18 protein-coding genes are annotated in these 18,923 nt (G+C 52.9%); 17 read left to right on the top strand and 1 reads right to left on the bottom strand.

The genetic code is table 11. The annotated features are described in order from the left end of the window. Window positions 1-247 precede the first annotated feature (247 nt). Window positions 248-2,188 (bottom strand): RNase E specificity factor CsrD, encoded by a 1,941-nt coding sequence (gene csrD, locus ACQ3G7_RS21300; RefSeq protein ID WP_430891957.1) that lies wholly within the window; start codon window positions 2,186-2,188, stop codon window positions 248-250. A gap of 292 nt (window positions 2,189-2,480) precedes the next feature. Between csrD and msrP the strand changes: the two genes are divergently transcribed. The 17 genes from msrP (at window position 2,481) to ACQ3G7_RS21215 (ending at window position 18,782) form a co-directional block, all read left to right on the top strand. Next, the gene (gene msrP / locus ACQ3G7_RS21295; protein ID WP_430891955.1) at window positions 2,481-3,479 is read left to right on the top strand and encodes a protein-methionine-sulfoxide reductase catalytic subunit MsrP; all 999 of its coding nucleotides are present in this window, start codon (window positions 2,481-2,483) and stop codon (window positions 3,477-3,479) included. Beyond that, entirely contained in the window at window positions 3,480-4,079 is a 600-nt protein-coding gene (gene msrQ / locus ACQ3G7_RS21290; protein ID WP_430891953.1) for a protein-methionine-sulfoxide reductase heme-binding subunit MsrQ, read from the top strand. Between the two features lie 234 nt (window positions 4,080-4,313). Further along, the gene (gene aroQ, locus ACQ3G7_RS21285) at window positions 4,314-4,766 is read left to right on the top strand and encodes a type II 3-dehydroquinate dehydratase (protein WP_430891951.1); all 453 of its coding nucleotides are present in this window, start codon (window positions 4,314-4,316) and stop codon (window positions 4,764-4,766) included. A gap of 21 nt (window positions 4,767-4,787) precedes the next feature. Further along, window positions 4,788-5,258: an acetyl-CoA carboxylase biotin carboxyl carrier protein gene (gene accB, locus ACQ3G7_RS21280; RefSeq protein WP_061492957.1), complete on the top strand. Its 471-nt coding sequence runs from the start codon at window positions 4,788-4,790 to the stop codon at window positions 5,256-5,258. A 10-nt stretch (window positions 5,259-5,268) separates the two neighbouring features. Beyond that, window positions 5,269-6,618, top strand: a complete 1,350-nt coding sequence (gene accC / locus ACQ3G7_RS21275; RefSeq protein WP_263099111.1) for an acetyl-CoA carboxylase biotin carboxylase subunit — start codon at window positions 5,269-5,271, stop codon at window positions 6,616-6,618. 108 nt (window positions 6,619-6,726) lie between these two features. After that, complete coding sequence (locus ACQ3G7_RS21270) at window positions 6,727-6,969, top strand: YhdT family protein (protein WP_263099110.1); 243 nt, start codon at window positions 6,727-6,729, stop codon at window positions 6,967-6,969. Further along, window positions 6,959-8,410, top strand: coding sequence for a sodium/pantothenate symporter (gene panF, locus ACQ3G7_RS21265; protein WP_430891948.1), 1,452 nt, complete (start codon window positions 6,959-6,961; stop codon window positions 8,408-8,410). The genes ACQ3G7_RS21270 and panF overlap by 11 nt, the downstream gene beginning before the upstream one ends. Window positions 8,411-8,421: 11 nt before the next feature. Continuing rightward, window positions 8,422-9,303, top strand: a complete 882-nt coding sequence (gene prmA, locus ACQ3G7_RS21260; RefSeq protein WP_430891946.1) for a 50S ribosomal protein L11 methyltransferase — start codon at window positions 8,422-8,424, stop codon at window positions 9,301-9,303. A gap of 432 nt (window positions 9,304-9,735) precedes the next feature. Continuing rightward, entirely contained in the window at window positions 9,736-10,701 is a 966-nt protein-coding gene (dusB, locus tag ACQ3G7_RS21255; protein WP_263099107.1) for a tRNA dihydrouridine synthase DusB, read from the top strand. 25 nt (window positions 10,702-10,726) lie between these two features. Further along, window positions 10,727-11,023 carry a DNA-binding transcriptional regulator Fis gene (fis, locus tag ACQ3G7_RS21250; RefSeq protein ID WP_000462905.1) on the top strand — a complete coding sequence of 99 codons (297 nt, stop codon included), beginning with the start codon at window positions 10,727-10,729 and terminating at the stop codon, window positions 11,021-11,023. 163 nt (window positions 11,024-11,186) lie between these two features. Further along, entirely contained in the window at window positions 11,187-11,348 is a 162-nt protein-coding gene (locus tag ACQ3G7_RS21245) for a DUF2556 family protein (RefSeq protein WP_263099106.1), read from the top strand. Between the two features lie 154 nt (window positions 11,349-11,502). Next, the gene (locus ACQ3G7_RS21240; protein WP_430891933.1) at window positions 11,503-13,578 is read left to right on the top strand and encodes a putative bifunctional diguanylate cyclase/phosphodiesterase; all 2,076 of its coding nucleotides are present in this window, start codon (window positions 11,503-11,505) and stop codon (window positions 13,576-13,578) included. Between the two features lie 345 nt (window positions 13,579-13,923). Further along, complete coding sequence (locus ACQ3G7_RS21235; protein WP_430891932.1) at window positions 13,924-14,145, top strand: putative periplasmic lipoprotein; 222 nt, start codon at window positions 13,924-13,926, stop codon at window positions 14,143-14,145. A 477-nt stretch (window positions 14,146-14,622) separates the two neighbouring features. Then, the gene (locus ACQ3G7_RS21230; protein WP_061492949.1) at window positions 14,623-15,648 is read left to right on the top strand and encodes an amino acid ABC transporter substrate-binding protein; all 1,026 of its coding nucleotides are present in this window, start codon (window positions 14,623-14,625) and stop codon (window positions 15,646-15,648) included. A 72-nt stretch (window positions 15,649-15,720) separates the two neighbouring features. Beyond that, entirely contained in the window at window positions 15,721-16,902 is a 1,182-nt protein-coding gene (locus tag ACQ3G7_RS21225) for an amino acid ABC transporter permease (RefSeq protein ID WP_430891931.1), read from the top strand. Window positions 16,903-16,911: 9 nt separating this feature from the next. Beyond that, window positions 16,912-18,015: an amino acid ABC transporter permease gene (locus ACQ3G7_RS21220; RefSeq protein ID WP_430891930.1), complete on the top strand. Its 1,104-nt coding sequence runs from the start codon at window positions 16,912-16,914 to the stop codon at window positions 18,013-18,015. Window positions 18,016-18,023: 8 nt separating this feature from the next. Continuing rightward, window positions 18,024-18,782 carry an amino acid ABC transporter ATP-binding protein gene (locus tag ACQ3G7_RS21215; protein WP_263099100.1) on the top strand — a complete coding sequence of 253 codons (759 nt, stop codon included), beginning with the start codon at window positions 18,024-18,026 and terminating at the stop codon, window positions 18,780-18,782. Window positions 18,783-18,923: the final 141 nt, after the last annotated feature.

The raw sequence follows: 18,923 nt of genomic DNA, 5'->3' as shown, positions 1-18,923 counted from the left end.
ACGCAGCAGCGACAAGGCGCAAAAACTGTCTGCTACGGTGAAAATTAGTGCAGTTTGTTTCCTTTGTTGCAAAACGACATGACTTCGTCCGGAAGCGATAAAATCCACCTGTTCCAGTCCCTGCGTTTACAACCTGTCAAAGGTCAAACCGGCTTTTAAAGTGCTGCAACGATCCGGCAGGCAGGCAAGCACACCTCCATACAAAGCAGCGCGCATTATTCTACGTGAAAACGGCTTAAACAGCAGTTCAAACCGAATATCTTTGCGAATATTTTTTCACATTGGTATCGAGCGGTTGAGAAGCGGCGAAGAAATCACCCTGTCCACCCACAACACCACATTCCGCCAGTGTCTGCCATTCCCCCCGAGAGCGAACGCCCGTGGCGAAAACCCGCGTTCGCGTGCCTTTGCACGCTTCCACAAGGCTTTGAACCAGCAACTGGTTTTCCGTACGTTTTTCAATGTTCCTGACCAGCCCCGGATGCAGCTTTAATAACTCAACATCCAATGCTTTAATCCAACTGGTGCTGACCAACGTCAGCCCCGCCTGATTCACCACCACGCGAGCACCTAATGCATTGATCAAACGCACAACCGACTGTAACCGGCTGATGTGTTGACAAACATCCGCCTCGGCAAGTTCAAAAATAATCCGTTTACGTTGCGATTTTTCGCACTGCATTAGCGTATCGCGCACCCAGCGCTGAAAACGCGGGCGGATCAGCGACTCAACCGTCACCTGCATAGCAAGATTCTCTTCCGGCCAGAAACGGATAAACGGAATCAGTCGGGTCACCTGCTGGCGGTCATACTCTTCGGATAAACCAAATTGCAGCACCATCGGCATATACTCTTCGGCAATCACTTCCTGCTCGCCGTCGAAAATACGACACATTAATTCCCGATGATGCACCAGCCCGTCGCGATTCACCGCCGGTTTCTGGTAAACACGCGGCCCACCCCGGCTTAACATCTGCTCAATCAGCGTGCGCCAGCGAACGTTGCCACGCCCCTGTTCCGGTAACGAGTCATCATACACTGACCAGCTATTACCGCCTTGCAGCACCGCATTGCGCGCGGCGGCTTCACTGTGCTCCATCACCTGTTCGGTGGACTGCCCGCTGCGCCAGGCGCAAATCCCGATATGCATCATATCTTCGCGGGTCAACATTTTGCTCGGCGGTAAGCCATCCACCGCGTTGAGGATCTGCCCGGCGATACTTTCCGCTTCTTTTAACGTGCGATGTGGGAGCAGAACCGCAAAATCACTACGATGATAACGGGCCAGCAGCGCACCGGGGTAACGCATAATAAAGGTGGAGAGTAAATTGATCAGCGCAAAGAGATGCTCCTGGACCGCCGACAATCCCCAGCTATCGCGCAGCAGGTCAAAGTCCGGCAGGCGGATCATCATCACCACGCCATGCGCGCCGACTTTTTCCTGGTCCTCCAGTAAGGTCGCTAACTGGTTATCAAAAAACAGACGGTTATTGAGGCCAGTACGGGTATCTTGCGCGGCGTAAGAGCGGATGAGCGTATCCATACGACTGCGTTGATCGCTGGCGAACTGGATATCCGTCAGCAGCACATCCAGTGCGCTGCTGGTGCGCGACGGCCATTCATAAATGCTGCCGCGGACTTGCGGGCCTCGCTCGCCATTGAGGATCCGCGTGGCGCGCGTTTCCAGCAACTCCTGCCCGGAGAGTTGCCGGCGCAGCCAGCGCACCGACAAAAAGATAATGACGATCATAAAGCCGATCGCCAGCGTTAGCGGCGCGGTCGTCAGCAGCGAACGGAAATAGTTCGCCATCGGATCCTGATAGACCAGCGTGATCACAAACCCCGGGTTTTTCAGCGAAGGAATCTGCAATTCCCGGTATTGATAGTTGCTGCCTGCCGGGCGGTAAGTACTTTTACGGGTGTAACTCAGGATGACGTGTTCGCCCTGTTTGATATCAATGCCGATGATGTCTACCGGCACCATTAATTCATCAAGCTGATGCAACAGAGCAGAGGGCGGGGAGGAGATCAAACGTGCGTCAACAACGGCCGCCACCGCTTGTACGCGGTTAGCCACCTTATTCTGGATAGCAGTATAAAAACTGAATGAGCAGCCAATCAGGGTAACGAAGATCGCCAGCCCCGTCAGTAGCGTCACAAATGCTGAGAATTTCGTCGTTAATCGCATCCCTGTGTTAACTCCGTTTATATAAAGAACGAGACGGTTCCGACCGGGATAACGTCACCCTGGTGAGTACTAACTTCGGCGTATTTACGCCCCCGAAATAGCCTGCTGATATTGGCAATAAAACGGCACCGTATTTCATTATTGCGAGTATAGACCTCAGAAATTATTTTCCAATCATCAATAAGCCAAAGAAATAGTTAAGCCGCTCAGTTTACAATGTTTGGTAACACACTCCCACTCGCACTAACGCATTGTTTCCACCATGCTTAAGGAGAGAGTAGCGGAGGATGCCATGAAGAAGAAACTGACCGAAGCCGACATAACCGCCGAATCCGTTTTTATGTTACAACGCCGACAGGTACTGAAGATGTTGGGCATTGGCGCAACTGCGCTAACCCTCCCCGCCAGCGGCCATGCTGATTTACTGGACTGGTTTAAAGGCCATGACCGCCCGAAAGCTCCGTCCGGTAAAGCCCTTGATTTCACTAAACCGGAGGCGTGGCAATCCACGCTGGCGCTGACGCCTGAAGATAAGGTCACCGGTTATAACAACTTCTACGAATTCGGTCTGGATAAAGCCGACCCCGCCGCCAACGCCGGCGGGATGAAAACCGATCCCTGGACATTAACCATTGATGGTGAAGTCGCAAAGCCATTAACCCTCGACCATGATGCGCTGACGTCGCGCTTCCCGCTGGAAGAGCGCATTTACCGGATGCGCTGCGTGGAAGCCTGGTCAATGGTTGTGCCGTGGATTGGCTTCCCGCTGCATAAACTGCTGGCGCAGGTTGAACCCACCAGCAAGGCAAAATATGTTGCTTTCCAGACGCGCTACGCACCAGAAGAGATGCCGGGGCAGAAGGATCGTTTTATTGGCGGCGGCCTTGCGTATCCTTACGTCGAAGCATTACGTATAGATGAAGCCATGCATCCGCTAACGCTGCTCACCGTTGGCGTTTACGGTAAAGCGCTGCCGCCGCAAAACGGTGCGCCCATTCGCCTGACAGTGCCGTGGAAATACGGTTTTAAAGGCATTAAGTCGATTGTCAGTATCAAGCTGACCAGCCAGCGTCCGCCTACGACATGGAACCTGTCAGCTCCCGACGAGTATGGTTTTTTCGCCAACGTGAATCCGCATGTTGACCACCCTCGCTGGTCGCAGGCTACCGAACGTTTTATTGGTTCAGGCGGCGTGCTGGATGTAAAACGCCAGCCAACGTTACTGTTTAACGGCTACGCTGAAGAGGTGGCTTCGCTGTATCGTGGGTTAGATTTACGGGAGAATTTCTGAGTGCGTTTAACGGCAAAACAGGTGACCTGGCTTAAAGTCCTCCTCCATCTGGCGGGGTTATTGCCTTTTATCTGGCTGTTTTGGGCTGCAAGCCAGGGCTATTTCAGCGCCGATCCGGCAAAAGATATTCAGCATTTTACCGGCAGAATGGCGCTAAAATTCCTGTTAGCCACGCTGCTGGTCGCCCCGTTGGCGCGTTATGCAAAGCAACCTTTATTGATCCGCACCCGCAGGTTGCTGGGATTATGGTGTTTTGCCTGGGCGACGCTGCACCTCACCAGCTATACCTTGCTGGAACTGGGCATCAACAATCTGGCGCTGCTGGGTCAGGAACTGACCACGCGGCCCTATTTAATGCTCGGCGCGGTAAGCTGGCTCATTTTACTGGCGCTGGCGGTAACGTCGACACAGTGGGCGCAACGTAAATTGGGCAAACGCTGGCAGCAATTGCATAACTTCGTCTATCTGGTGGTGATCCTCGCGCCCATTCACTATCTCTGGTCGGTGAAGATCCTCTCACCACAGCCGGTGATCTATGCAATCATCGCGCTGGCGCTATTAGCATGGCGTTATAAGAAGTTCCGCCAATGGTGGCATTAGCGTTTCATTCTGTGCACTTTCCCGCAGATCTTCTATCATTCACAGCCATGCTGCTGGCGGTGATGGATAATCTTCCCTGATAAGACCAGTATTTAGCTGCCAAATGCTACGAAATCGTTATAATGTGCGACTTTGGTTTTCCTGACAGGGGTTTTTAGCCTCTGAAAAGGTGACAATCGCGCATCGAAGGTATATTTTGTTTTTTACCGGCGAATAGCAGGAGATAGCAGCATAATGGCTGACAAGTTCCACATTTTGCTTTTGAACGGACCGAACCTTAATATGCTCGGTGCCCGTGAGCCGGAGAAGTACGGCACGCTGACGCTGGACGATATTGTTAAGCAGTTGAGTACAGAAGCAGCAGCGCTTGATGTGGAACTGACGCATTTTCAGTCTAACGCGGAGTACGCAATTATCGACCGTATTCATCAGGCTAAAGATACCGTGGACTCTATCCTGATCAATCCGGCCGCATTTACGCACACCAGCGTCGCTATCCGCGATGCATTGCTGACAGTGGACATCCCGTTTATCGAGATCCACCTCAGCAATGTGTATGCGCGGGAGCCGTTCCGCCACCACTCTTATCTGTCTGATATCGCCGCTGGCGTTATCTGCGGGTTCGGTGCGGATGGTTATTCATACGCTTTACAGACAGCGGTAAAACGCTTGTCACAATCACACTAAACAAGAGTACGGAACCCACTCATGGATATTCGTAAGATTAAAAAACTGATCGAGCTGGTTGAAGAATCAGGCATCTCTGAACTGGAAATTTCTGAAGGCGAAGAGTCAGTACGCATCAGCCGTAGCGCGCCGAATGCAGGTTTCCCGGTGATGCAGCAGGCTTATGCCGCACCGATGATGCAACAACCTGCACTGTCTAACGCTGTAGCACCGACAGCCGCTCCTGCAATGGAAGCACCGGCAGCGACAGAAATCAGTGGTCACATCGTACGTTCCCCGATGGTCGGGACTTTCTATCGTACCCCGAGCCCGGACGCGAAAGCGTTCTGTGAAGTTGGCCAGAAAGTCAACGTGGGCGACACCCTGTGCATCGTTGAAGCGATGAAAATGATGAACCAGATCGAAGCCGATAAAGCAGGCGTGGTGAAAGCCATTCTGGTTGAAAGTGGCCAACCGGTTGAATTTGACGAGCCGCTGGTCGTCATCGAGTAACGAGGCGCACATGCTGGATAAAATTGTTATCGCCAACCGCGGCGAGATTGCACTGCGTATTCTTCGTGCCTGTAAAGAGCTGGGCATCAAGACTGTCGCTGTGCACTCCACTGCGGATCGCGATTTAAAACACGTACTGCTGGCGGACGAAACAGTCTGTATCGGTCCGGCGCCGTCCGTAAAAAGTTATCTGAATATCCCGGCAATTATCTCCGCTGCCGAAATCACCGGTGCGGCTGCGATTCACCCGGGGTATGGCTTCCTTTCCGAAAACGCCAACTTTGCTGAGCAGGTTGAGCGCTCCGGCTTTATCTTCATCGGCCCGAAAGCAGAAACCATCCGCCTGATGGGCGACAAAGTGTCTGCAATCAACGCGATGAAACTGGCTGGCGTACCGTGCGTACCCGGCTCTGATGGCCCGCTGGGCGATGATGCCGATGTGAACCGCGCCCATGCTAAACGCATTGGTTACCCGGTGATCATCAAGGCATCCGGCGGCGGCGGCGGTCGCGGTATGCGCGTTGTGCGTAAAGATGCCGATCTGGCGCAGTCTATCGCCATGACCCGTGCGGAAGCGAAAGCCGCTTTCAACAACGACATGGTGTACATGGAGAAATACCTGGAAAATCCTCGCCACGTCGAGATCCAGGTACTGGCGGATGGCCAGGGCAACGCTATCTATCTGGCCGAACGCGACTGTTCCATGCAGCGTCGTCACCAGAAAGTGGTTGAAGAAGCACCCGCACCGGGCATCACGCCGGAACTGCGTCGCTTTATCGGTGAACGCTGTGCGAAAGCCTGTGTTGAAATCGGTTATCGCGGAGCGGGTACGTTCGAGTTCCTGTTCGAAAACGGTGAGTTCTACTTCATTGAGATGAACACCCGTATTCAGGTTGAACACCCGGTAACCGAAATGATCACCGGCGTTGACCTGATCAAAGAGCAGTTGCGTATTGCCGCGGGTCAGCCGCTGTCCATCAAACAGGAAGACGTGATTGTTAAAGGCCATGCGGTAGAGTGCCGTATCAACGCCGAAGATCCGAACACCTTCCTGCCAAGTCCGGGTAAAATCACGCGTTTCCACGCGCCGGGCGGTTTTGGTGTACGTTGGGAATCGCACATTTATGCCGGGTACACTGTCCCGCCGTATTACGATTCAATGATCGGCAAGCTGATCTGCTTTGGTGAAACCCGCGAAGTCGCGATTGCACGTATGAAGAATGCGCTGCAGGAGCTGATTATCGACGGTATTAAAACCAACGTTGATCTGCAGATGCGTATTATGAGCGACGAGAATTTCCAGCGCGGTGGAACCAACATCCACTACCTGGAGAAAAAACTCGGTTTGCAGGAAAAATAATCTGCAAGCAGCACAAGAGGCCGGATTTTCCGGCCTTTTTTCTTTTTCTCTCCCCTCATCTTTGCCATAGGGTACAATCCCCGCTTTCTTCATCCACAAGGGAATACAATGGACAAGCGTTTTGTTCAGGCCCACAAAGAAGCCCGCTGGGCACTGTGGCTGACCCTTCTTTATCTGGCTGCCTGGTTAGTGTGTGCTTACCTACCCGATTCCGCGCAGGGATTCACCGGGCTGCCGCGCTGGTTTGAGCTGGCCTGCCTGCTCACGCCATTGGTGTTTATTTTGCTGTGCTGGGCAATGGTGCGTTTTATCTTCCGCGATATCGCCCTGGAGGATAACGATGCAGAATGAAATCATTGCCGTACTGATCATCTATTTAATTGTGGTTTTTGGCCTCTCTTTCTACGCCATGCGCCAGCGCAGCAGCGGAACCTTCCTGAGCGAGTATTTCCTCGGTAGCCGTTCGATGGGCGGCTTTGTGCTGGCAATGACGCTGACCGCCACCTATGTCAGCGCCAGTTCTTTTATCGGCGGACCGGGCGCTGCCTATAAATTCGGGCTGGGTTGGGTGCTGCTGGCGATGATCCAGGTGCCGACTATCTGGCTGTCGCTGGGTATTCTTGGCAAGAAGTTCGCCATTCTGGCGCGCCGTTATAACGCCATCACCCTTAACGATATGCTGATGGCGCGCTACCAAAGCCGCGCGGTGGTCTGGATTGCCAGCGTCAGCCTGTTGGTGGCGTTTGTTGGCGCTATTGCGGTGCAGTTTATTGGCGGCGCGCGTTTACTGGAAACCGCTGCCGGCATCAAATACGAAACCGGGCTGCTGATCTTCGGCATTACGATTGCGTTGTACACCGCGTTTGGCGGCTTCCGCGCCAGCGTATTGAACGACACGATGCAAGGAATGGTGATGCTGGTTGGCACCCTGGTGCTGCTGGTCGGGGTGATCCATGCCGCAGGAGGCCTGCACAATGCGGTCGACACCTTGCAACATATCGATCCCAAACTGGTCAGCCCACATGGCGCGTCGGATATTCTCACCCCGGCATTTATGACCTCATTCTGGGTGCTGGTCTGTTTCGGTGTGATTGGCCTGCCGCATACCGCCGTACGCTGCATCTCGTATAAAGACAGTAAATCCGTGCATCGCGGCATCGTTATCGGCACTGTCGTCATTGCGCTGCTAATGCTCGGCATGCATCTGGCAGGCGCACTGGGCCGTGCCGTGCTGCCTCATCTGTCGGTACCGGATCAGGTGATCCCAACGTTGATGGTTGAAGTGCTGCCGCCCTGGGCGGCGGGTCTGTTCCTCGCCGCGCCGATGGCGGCGATCATGTCGAATGTGAATGCGCATCTGTTGCAGGCTTCCGCGACGATCGTGAAAGATCTGTGGCTCAACGCACAGCCGACTAAAATGCATCATGAGCAGCGGCTGAAACGCATCTCTACGATCACCACCCTGGTGCTTGGGATCCTGATGATGCTGGCGGCATGGCGCCCGCCGGAGATGATCATCTGGCTTAACCTGCTGGCGTTTGGCGGGCTGGAAGCCGTGTTCCTGTGGCCGCTGGTACTGGGGCTTTACTGGGAGCGCGCGAACGCAGTGGGCGCACTCAGCGCCATGATTGTCGGTGGCGTGCTGTATGCCGTGCTCGCCACCTTTAATATTCAGTACCTGGGCTTCCACCCGATTGTGCCCTCGCTACTGCTAAGTTTGCTGGCTTTCGTCGTCGGGAACCGTTTTGGTCAACCCGCGCCGCAGGCTCCGACTATCTCTGTTAATCAATAAAGAGTTAAGACATGCCCTGGATCCAACTGAAACTGAACACCACCGGCGCTAACGCCGAAGAGCTGAGCGATGCCCTGATGGAAGCGGGCGCCGTTTCCATTACTTTCCAGGACACGCATGATACGCCGGTGTTCGAGCCATTGCCGGGCGAAACGCGCCTGTGGGGCGATACCGATGTTATCGGCCTGTTCGATGCCGAAACCGAGATGAATGACGTTATCGCCCAACTCGCTTTCCACCCGCTGCTGGGTGAAGGCTTCGCCCACAAGATTGAGCAACTGGAAGACAAAGACTGGGAGCGCGAATGGATGGATAACTTCCACCCGATGCGTTTTGGCGAGCGTCTGTGGATCTGCCCGAGCTGGCGCGATGTCCCGGATCCTAAGGCGGTTAACGTGATGCTCGATCCCGGGCTTGCTTTTGGCACCGGTACTCACCCGACCACGTCGCTGTGCCTGCAATGGCTGGACGGGCTGGATCTTACCGGCAAGACGGTGATCGACTTCGGTTGTGGTTCCGGGATCCTCGCGATCGCCGCTCTGAAGCTTGGCGCGGCAAAAGCGATCGGTATTGATATTGATCCGCAGGCTATTCAGGCAAGCCGCGATAATGCCCAGCGCAATGGCGTATCTGAACGGCTGGAACTTTATCTGCCGAAAGATCAGCCAGAGGCCATGCAGGCCGATGTGGTGGTCGCCAACATTCTGGCTGGCCCGTTGCGTGAACTGGCGCCGTTAATCAGCGTGCTGCCCGTTGAGGGCGGTTTACTGGGCCTTTCCGGTATCCTTGCCAGCCAGGCGGATAGCGTCTGTGAAGCCTATACCGACGTTTTCACCCTCGATCCAGTGGTGGAGAAAGAGGAGTGGTGCCGCATCACCGGTCAGAAAAAATAAGCTTCTCAGTGTGGCCTGCGGGCCACGCTTTCAAACCTTCGTCTTTTTCGTCTTTTACCCACCACAATTCACCCTCAGCCACCCCAGTAACAACCGCTGCAAGGGTATCGGGTTGTCGAATAATCCCAAAAATTGTCAGGTCAAAAAATGCGAGCAGGTTCGCAAAACCCGCCCTTTTTGCACGAAAAAAAAGCAATCCGCCCGCTTATCTCCCCACAAAAAACGATTACTTGCGTGAATTTATCGCCTTAACAAAATTTTTCTCTTTCCAGTAAGCTAATGATAAATATGATTTATTATTTTAAACCCCTGCCGTTGCTGGCGATTCCTTGATCTACAACAGAGGATTGGTCAAAGTTTGGCCTTTCATCTCGTGCGAAAAATGCGTAATATACGCCGCCTTGCAGTCACAGTATGGTCATTTCTTAACTCATGCGCATCGGACACCACCAGCTCAGAAATCGCCTGATAGCAGCGCCGATGGCTGGCATTACTGACAGACCATTCCGGACGTTGTGCTACGAGATGGGAGCCGGTTTAACCGTATCCGAGATGATGTCGTCTAACCCGCAGGTGTGGGAAAGCGACAAGTCCCGACTGCGGATGGTGCACATTGATGAACCCGGTATTCGCACCGTGCAAATTGCCGGCAGCGACCCGGATGAAATGGCGGAAGCCGCACGTATTAACGTGGAAAGCGGCGCCCAGATTATTGATATCAATATGGGCTGTCCGGCCAAAAAGGTGAATCGCAAGCTTGCAGGCTCGGCCCTGTTGCAATACCCGGATCTGGTGAAGTCAATCCTGACCACGGTGGTTGCAGCAGTGGATGTCCCTGTCACGCTGAAAATTCGCACTGGCTGGGCTCCGGAACATCGTAACTGTGTAGAAATTGCCCAACTGGCTGAAGATTGTGGCATTCAGGCTCTGACCATTCATGGACGCACCCGCGCCTGTTTGTTCAATGGAGAAGCTGAGTACGACAGTATTCGGGCAGTTAAGCAGAAAGTTTCCATTCCGGTTATCGCGAATGGCGACATTACTGACCCGCTTAAAGCCAGAGCTGTGCTCGACTATACGGGGGCGGATGCCCTGATGATAGGCCGCGCAGCTCAGGGAAGACCCTGGATCTTTCGGGAAATCCAGCATTATCTGGACACTGGGGAGCTGCTGGCCCCGCTGCCTTTGGCAGAGGTTAAGCGCTTGCTTTGCGCGCACGTTCGGGAACTGCATGACTTTTATGGTCAGGCAAAAGGTTATCGAATCGCGCGTAAACACGTCTCCTGGTATCTCCAGGAGCACGCTCCGAATGACCAGTTTCGGCGCACATTCAACGCCATTGAGGATGCCAGCGAACAGCTGGAGGCGTTGGAGGCATACTTCGAAAATTTTGCGTAAACAGAAATAAAGAGCTGACAGAACTATGTTCGAACAACGCGTAAATTCTGACGTACTGACCGTTTCTACCGTTAACTCTCAGGATCAGGTAACCCAAAAACCGCTCCGTGATTCGGTAAAACAGGCACTGAAGAACTATTTTGCTCAACTGAATGGTCAGGATGTTAATGACCTGTATGAGCTGGTACTGGCTGAAGTAGAACAGCCACTGTTGGACATGGTGATGCAATACACCCGTGGTAATCAGACCCGCGCGGCGCTGATGATGGGCATCAACCGCGGCACGCTGCGTAAAAAACTGAAAAAATACGGCATGAACTGATTTTGAATCAGTGAGTTGTATTGATAAAAAGGCGCTAACCGGCATGGGGAAGCGCCTTTTTTATTGCCCGAAATACCCCACAAAACCCCGCTTTCCTCGTCTTTTCACCGTCGTGGATTCGTGTATATTTTCAGCAAATGGTTGCAAGATAGGGAAACACGGAATGATTCGCAAATATTGGTGGCTGGTGGCTTTCGCTCTGTCGATCCTGATTCTGGATGTCGTCATCATGCAATGGATTGAGTATCTGACGACCGAGATTGATAAGTGCCGCAATATGGACTCCGTGAACCCGCTCAAACTGGTGAACTGCGAAAGCTTGTAAGTGGCGGAAACTCGCGACAATAGCGCTTTCACCCTGGCTAACGTTGGGGTTTAAATCATTTTGAGCCATCCCCTTACGATGATAATGTCTCAGCCCTTTTCGCCCGACGACGGCAGTAATGCGTAACGCCCTTAGTGAATGAGTTGATGACATCATGCTGGTTAGCCAATACGACTATATCCTTGTTGTTGTTTCTTTTATCGTCGCCATCCTGGCCTCCTATACCGCACTGAATATGGCCGGTCGCGTCTCCACCAGCACGGGGGCATCAGCCTGGGTCTGGTTAACAGGCGGCGGCATCGCAATGGGGATCGGCATCTGGGCGATGCATTTTATCGGTATGCTGGCCATGGACATATCAATGAGCATGCGCTACAAACCGCTGCTTACCGTCATATCCATGTTCATTGCCATTGGCTCCTCGCTGTTCGCACTCTGGCTGGTTAGCACGCCACGGCTCCATCTACAGCGCCTGATTCCCGGTTCCATTGTGATGGGGCTTGGCATTGTCGCGATGCACTATACCGGAATGGCTGCCTTGCAGGTCTCACCGGCCATTGTCTGGAATATGAACTGGGTCGCCCTGTCGGTCGTGATTGCGTTGGCGGCGTCTTTTGCCGCGTTGTGGCTCACTTTCCGCTTACGTCATGAAGCCGCACAGGTGGCATTGATGCGCTTTGGCGCCGCCATTCTGATGGGGATCGCCATTGCCGGGATGCATTACACCGGGATGATGGCTGCGCAATTTCCCCAGCAACACGTCATGGGGCATAGCGGCTTTAACAATAACTGGCTGGCGATTCTGGTCAGTATGATGGCGTTCTCGGTGCTGGGCATTACGTTACTGGTGTCGATGTTCGATGCGCGTTTGCAGGCGCGGACGTCGTTGCTGGCAACGTCGCTGGCTGCGGCTAATCGTGAACTGGCGCGCCTGGCCCTGCACGATACGCTGACGCGTTTACCTAACCGCGTATTACTGGAAGACCGCCTTGAGCAGGCTATTACGAAAGCCAAACGCGAAGACTCCCGTTTTGCCCTGATGTTTATGGATCTTGATGGTTTTAAAACCGTCAACGACGCATGGGGCCACGATGTCGGCGATAAGCTTCTGATTGCAGTGACCGACCGCCTGACGCAACAGCTAAAAGGGCAATATACGCTGGCGCGGATCGGCGGCGATGAATTCGTCTTACTGGTAGAAGTCAGTGCGCCTGACGAGGCGGCCACGCTTGCCAATTCCCTGGTACACGTTATTGATAAACCGTTCAACATCGACCCCTATGATGTCATGGTCACGCTGAGCGTGGGCATCGCGCTGTATCCGCATGACGGCAAGAGCGAGCGTGAGATGATGTTCAACGCCGACGCAGCGATGTATCACACCAAGCATATGGGGCGTAATGGCTATCATTTTTTCCAGCCGTCAATGAATGCGCTGGCGCAAACGCAGCTCCACTTGCTCAATGATTTATGGTCTGCGCTTGAACATCAGGAATTCCGTCTGGTGTACCAACCTAAATTCAATGCGCCTTCAGGTCCGGTGATTGGTTTTGAGGCGCTCCTGCGCTGGGATCATCCACAAAGAGGCCGCCTGACGCCGGATGTGTTTCTCCCTTTGGCCGAAAAAACCGGGCTTATCGTCCCATTGGGCAACTGGGTGGTAGATGAGGCCTGCCGACAGCTTAGCGAATGGCGCAAGCAGGGCCGTCTGGCATGGTCAATTGCGGTGAATCTCTCAACGCTTCAGTTTGAGCAATCCTCACTGATCGACACCATCGTTGCCACGCTCAGGAAGCATGATGTGCCAGCGGACAAGCTGATCCTTGAAGTGACGGAAACCACCGCGATGAGCAATCCGGACGAGAGCGTACGGGTGCTGACAAAACTGACTGAACTGGGTGTAAAGGCGTCTATTGATGATTTCGGGACGGGTTATTCCAGCCTGCTCTATCTGAAACGCCTGCCGGCCAGTGAGCTAAAAATCGATCGCGCATTTGTGCGTGAGCTCAGCCGCAAAGGCGATGACGCCACGATAGTCTCCGCCATCGTGGCACTGGCGAAGACACTGAATCTGAAAGTGGTCGCCGAAGGGGTGGAAACGGAAGAGCAACGCGCGTTCCTCACCGAACTCGGCTGTAATACACTGCAAGGTTATTTACTGGGAAAACCGGTAAGCGCCGAATCCATTACCGAAGAAGCCTGGACTCATCCCGATGATGATATTCACTAAGGAAAATGAACAGGTTAAATAAAAATGCCTGAGGGCGTTTTTATTTAATCGGAGCGGATAACTGTTTTTTATTATTCTCGCGGTGACGGATGCGTAATGCCTGACTTGCCCTGTCATTAATCAAGACGTTACGCCAGTAAAGAATATATCGTTTATTTCCGATTCATCTTTTCTGCACGATGACTCATTTATCCGGTTTTATCTCCATGATGTTTACACTGCACATACTTTGAGATTATTACTACAGGGCAAGCCAATATGCCAATGGTAAAATAATGGCATCGGTTCTGGACGGGGTATCGCTATTATTGATACCGGGGATCGTGATTATTTCGAGGTAATATCATGAAAAAATTCATTTCCGTTGCGTTGCTGTCTACTGTTCTGGCTGGCTGCGCTCACGATTCTCCTTGTGTGCCGGTATACGACGATCAAGGCCGCCTGGTGCATACCAATACCTGCATGAAAGGGACCACTCAGGACAACTGGGAAACCGCTGGGGCGATAGCCGGTGGTGCCGCTGCGCTGGCCGGTCTGACGCTGGGTATCGTGGCATTAACGAAATGATCTCTCGAAAGCGCGGCACACGCCGCGCTTTTGCTTTATAACGGTGCAACGCTTTCCTCAGGCGTAAATTTTTGGCTTCACAAGGAAGCAATAAAAGAAAAGATCCTTTTCATCCTGCCGGTAAAACCCTCTCTTTTTTATTTCCTTTGCGCCGGGACGTGATTTATTTCACAAAGCGATGCCATTCAATATTTTGCTTATATTCACCCTGGAAACTTGTCTGTTAATTCCCGGTGACAAATGTTCCTTTTTTGCTCCATTTTGTGGCGCAGGTTATAGTTTTGCACCAGTACAGGGCAAAAGTTTTATTTTTTACTGTCTACACTCTCAATATTGCGTGTTCAGCACCCTCAAATGTGCCGTCCGCAAAACTGGCACTACCTTTGCTTTAAAGAGTATGGCCATAGCCACAGACAGGTTTCAGGCGTTTCCCGGACGCCTTATATAACGATAAATTTTCGCCACACAGGATGCATTATGAAAAAGATGATGATCGCCAGCCTGGCCGCCGCCAGCGTGCTGTTTGCCATTGCAAACCAGGCGCACGCGGGCACAACGCTGGATGCCGTGAAAAAGAAAGGCTTTGTACAATGCGGTATCAGCGACGGTCTGCCTGGCTTCTCCTACGCGGATGCGAGCGGTAAATTCACCGGTATCGACGTGGACGTTTGCCGCGGCGTTGCCGCCGCCGTATTCGGTGACGATACAAAAGTTAAATACACCCCGCTGACCGCAAAAGAGCGTTTTACCGCGTTGCAGTCCGGCGAAGTGGATATGCTCTCACGTAACACCACCTGGACCTCCTCGCGCGATGGCGGTATGGGTCTTTCCTTTACTGGCGTCACCTATTATGACGGTATCGGCTTCCTGACGCATAACAAAGCGGGCCTGAAGAGCGCCAAAGAGCTTGATGGCGCAACCGTTTGTATTCAGGCTGGCACCGACACCGAGCTGAACGTGGCGGATTATTTCAAATCCAACAATATGAAATATACGCCGGTCACGTTTGACCGTTCCGACGAATCGGCAAAAGCACTGGAATCAGGCCGTTGCGATACGCTGGCGTCTGACCAGTCTCAGCTGTACGCATTGCGTATTAAACTGAGCAACCCGGCCGAGTGGATCGTACTGCCGGAAGTGATCTCTAAAGAACCGTTGGGCCCGGTTGTTCGCCGCGGCGATGATGACTGGTTCTCCATCGTACGCTGGACGCTGTTCGCCATGCTGAATGCCGAAGAAATGGGCATCAACTCGAAGAACGTCGACGAGAAAGCGGCGAACCCGGCTACACCGGATATGGCGCACTTGCTGGGCAAAGAGGGCGATTTCGGCAAGGATCTGAAGCTGGATAATAAATGGGCTTATAACATCATCAAGAAAGTCGGTAACTACTCTGAGGTGTTCGAGCGTAACGTCGGTTCTGAGAGCGCGCTGAAAATCAAACGTGGCCAGAACAATCTCTGGAACAACGGCGGCATCCAGTACGCTCCGCCGGTACGCTAATTTGTAAGTGCTGTAACGGGCGTCACTCCGCGTGGCGCCCAGCCCAGAGTCATGGTTACTGAGGTTTTCCCTATGTCCCATCGCCGCCCAACCGTGAAAGGCGCTATCTCCCTTTCAAACCCTGCGGTTCGCGCCTGGCTGTTTCAAATTATTGCGATTGTGGCCGTCGTCGCTATCGCCATCTATTTGATACACAACACTGTTACTAACCTGAATAATCGCGGGATCACCTCCGGCTTTGCCTTCCTCGACCGCGCCGCCGGTTTTGGCATTGTTCAACATCTTATCGATTATGAGCAAGGCGATACCTATGGCCGTGTGTTTCTTGTTGGCCTGCTTAATACGCTGCTGGTATCAGCATTGTGTATTGTTTTCGCGTCTTTCCTTGGCTTTTTCCTGGGGCTTGCGCGTCTTTCAGAAAACTGGCTGCTGCGTAAATTATCGACGATTTATATCGAAACTTTTCGCAATATCCCGCCGCTGTTGCAGATTTTCTTTTGGTACTTTGCGGTGCTGCGTAATTTGCCGGGCCCCCGTCAGGCAGTCAGCGCCATGGATCTTGTCTTTCTGAGCAACCGTGGGTTGTATATTCCTTCCCCCCAGATGGGCGAGGGTGTACTGGCATTTGTTGTCGTCATTGTGATAGCGCTGATCGCCTCTGTCGGTCTGTTCCGCTTCAATAAAGCACACCAGACTAAAACCGGGCAATTACGCAGAACATGGCCAACGGCGCTGGTGCTGATCATTGGCCTGCCGCTGCTGGCGCATTGGGTGTTTGGTGCTGCATTGCACTGGGAAATACCGGAACTGCGCGGGTTTAACTTCAGCGGCGGGATGGTGCTGATCCCGGAACTGGCGGCACTGACCATTGCGCTGTCGGTGTATACCTCTGCGTTTATCGCCGAGATTATTCGCTCTGGCATCCAGTCCGTCCCCCATGGGCAACACGAAGCGGCTCGCTCGCTGGGGCTGCCGAATCCGGTGACACTGCGCCAGGTCATTATTCCGCAGGCGCTGCGTGTGATTATTCCTCCACTGACCAGCCAGTATCTGAATATCGCGAAGAACTCCTCTCTGGCCGCCGCTATCGGCTACCCGGATATGGTGTCGTTATTTGCCGGTACAGTACTGAACCAGACGGGTCAGGCCATTGAAACGATTGCTATCACGATGTCTGTTTACTTGCTTATCAGCCTGTCGATTTCCCTGCTGATGAACATCTATAACCGTCGCATTGCACTGATTGAGCGCTAAGGAACGAAGATGACAAAAGCTATTCTGTCTCCTGCTACGCGCCCGACACCGGCAGGCAGTAACGGTATTGTGTTATGGGTGCGGAAAAATCTCTTTTCCAGTTGGTCTAACTCTCTGCTGACTCTTTTTTGTCTGTGGTTGATGTGGGTATTGCTCCCACCACTGTTGGAATGGACGCTGTTCCAGGCAAACTGGGTGGGTTCTACTCGAGCGGACTGCACGAAAGCGGGTGCCTGTTGGGTGTTTATTCATGAGCGTTTTGGCCAGTTTATGTATGGTCTTTATCCTCACGATCAGCGCTGGCGTATTAACCTGGCATTGATTGTGGGCCTGCTCTCTATTGCACCGATGTTCTGGAAAGCGTTGCCGCACCGTGGCCGCTATATCGCTTGTTGGGCCGTCGTCTATCCGATTGTGGTCTGGTGGCTGATGTTCGGTGGGTTTCTTGGGCTGGATCGTGTTGAGACCCGTCAGTGGGGCGGTTTGACCCTGACGCTGATTATCGCGTCAGTGGGGATTGCCGGCGCATTACCACTCGGCATTTTGCTGGCGTTGGGTCGTCGTTCGAAGATGCCGGTTGTGCGCGTGCTGTCCGTCGTCTTTATTGAGTTCTGGCGCGGCGTTCCGCTGATCACCGTTCTGTTTATGTCCTCCGTAATGCTGCCGCTGTTTATGTCCGAAGGAACCAGCATCGATAAGCTGATTCGTGCGCTGGTCGGGGTGATCCTGTTCCAGTCGGCTTATGTGGCGGAAGTGGTGCGCGGCGGCTTGCAGGCGCTGCCGAAGGGGCAATACGAAGCGGCAGAGTCACTGGCGCTGGGTTACTGGAAAACACAGGGCTTAGTGATCTTACCGCAGGCCTTGAAGCTGGTGATCCCTGGCCTGGTGAATACCATTATTGCGCTGTTCAAAGATACCAGCCTGGTGATCATCATCGGTCTGTTTGATCTGTTTAGTAGTGTGCAGCAGGCCACCGTGGATCCTGCATGGCTTGGCATGTCGACTGAAGGTTATGTCTTTGCTGCATTAGTTTACTGGATTTTTTGTTTTAGCATGTCGCGCTATAGCCAGCATCTGGAGAAGCGCTTTAACACCGGGCGTACACCGCACTGAGGATCCCCATGAGTAATACAATTATGCAATCTGGCGACGCGATGATTACGCTCGAAAATGTGAACAAGTGGTATGGGCAGTTCCATGTCCTGAGAGATATCAATCTGAATGTGAAACAGGGCGAGCGCATTGTGCTTTGCGGCCCTTCAGGTTCGGGAAAATCGACAACGATCCGGTGTATTAACCATCTGGAAGAACATCAGCAGGGGCGGATTGTCGTGGATGGTATCGAGTTGAACGAAGATATCCGCAATATTGAGAAGATCCGTCAGGAAGTCGGTATGGTGTTCCAGCATTTCAATTTATTCCCGCATCTTACGGTACTGCAAAACTGTACGCTGGCACCTATTTGGGTACGTAAGATGCCGAAGAAAGAAGCTGAAGCCTTGGCGATGCACTACCTGGAGCGTGTGCGTATTGCCGAGCATGCGCATAAGTTCCCGGGGCAAATTTCCGGTGGGCAGCAACAGCGTGTGGCTATTGCCCGTTCGCTGTGCATGAAGCCGAAGATTATGTTGTTTGATGAACCCACTTCTGCACTGGATCCGGAGATGGTAAAAGAGGTACTGGACACCATGATCGGGCTTGCTCAGTCAGGCATGACAATGTTGTGTGTGACGCACGAAATGGGGTTTGCCCGTACTGTAGCTGACCGGGTGATCTTTATGGATCGTGGCGAAATCGTTGAGCAGGCGCCACCTGAGGAATTCTTCGCGAATCCGAAATCAGAACGTACTCGCTCGTTCTTGTCGCAGGTTATTCATTAATCTGTAAGACTGTTTTAGTGAAGGCCACCTGTGCAGGTGGCTTTTTTATTGCCTGTACATCAACAATCTGAGATTGGTACAAAACAAAAGGCCCCGTCTTTCGACGAGGCCTTTTGTTTTAATTGATGCCTGGCAGTTCCC

Origin of the sequence: Kosakonia sp. N21, from assembly GCF_050587465.1 — a bacterium.
In the GTDB taxonomy this organism is placed as follows: domain Bacteria; phylum Pseudomonadota; class Gammaproteobacteria; order Enterobacterales; family Enterobacteriaceae.
This window is presented reverse-complemented; position numbering and strand designations above follow the sequence as displayed.

Coding starts and splice junctions, on each gene's coding strand:
- fis (WP_000462905.1), top strand. CDS start 10,727: ATGTTCGAACAACGCGTAAATTCTGACGTACTGACCGTTTCTACCGTT.
- ACQ3G7_RS21235 (WP_430891932.1), top strand. CDS start 13,924: ATGAAAAAATTCATTTCCGTTGCGTTGCTGTCTACTGTTCTGGCTGGC.
- ACQ3G7_RS21245 (WP_263099106.1), top strand. CDS start 11,187: ATGATTCGCAAATATTGGTGGCTGGTGGCTTTCGCTCTGTCGATCCTG.
- dusB (WP_263099107.1), top strand. CDS start 9,736: ATGCGCATCGGACACCACCAGCTCAGAAATCGCCTGATAGCAGCGCCG.
- prmA (WP_430891946.1), top strand. CDS start 8,422: ATGCCCTGGATCCAACTGAAACTGAACACCACCGGCGCTAACGCCGAA.
- panF (WP_430891948.1), top strand. CDS start 6,959: ATGCAGAATGAAATCATTGCCGTACTGATCATCTATTTAATTGTGGTT.
- ACQ3G7_RS21225 (WP_430891931.1), top strand. CDS start 15,721: ATGTCCCATCGCCGCCCAACCGTGAAAGGCGCTATCTCCCTTTCAAAC.
- ACQ3G7_RS21240 (WP_430891933.1), top strand. CDS start 11,503: ATGCTGGTTAGCCAATACGACTATATCCTTGTTGTTGTTTCTTTTATC.
- msrP (WP_430891955.1), top strand. CDS start 2,481: ATGAAGAAGAAACTGACCGAAGCCGACATAACCGCCGAATCCGTTTTT.
- ACQ3G7_RS21220 (WP_430891930.1), top strand. CDS start 16,912: ATGACAAAAGCTATTCTGTCTCCTGCTACGCGCCCGACACCGGCAGGC.
- aroQ (WP_430891951.1), top strand. CDS start 4,314: ATGGCTGACAAGTTCCACATTTTGCTTTTGAACGGACCGAACCTTAAT.
- ACQ3G7_RS21230 (WP_061492949.1), top strand. CDS start 14,623: ATGAAAAAGATGATGATCGCCAGCCTGGCCGCCGCCAGCGTGCTGTTT.
- accB (WP_061492957.1), top strand. CDS start 4,788: ATGGATATTCGTAAGATTAAAAAACTGATCGAGCTGGTTGAAGAATCA.
- csrD (WP_430891957.1), bottom strand. CDS start 2,188: ATGCGATTAACGACGAAATTCTCAGCATTTGTGACGCTACTGACGGGG.
- ACQ3G7_RS21270 (WP_263099110.1), top strand. CDS start 6,727: ATGGACAAGCGTTTTGTTCAGGCCCACAAAGAAGCCCGCTGGGCACTG.
- accC (WP_263099111.1), top strand. CDS start 5,269: ATGCTGGATAAAATTGTTATCGCCAACCGCGGCGAGATTGCACTGCGT.
- ACQ3G7_RS21215 (WP_263099100.1), top strand. CDS start 18,024: ATGAGTAATACAATTATGCAATCTGGCGACGCGATGATTACGCTCGAA.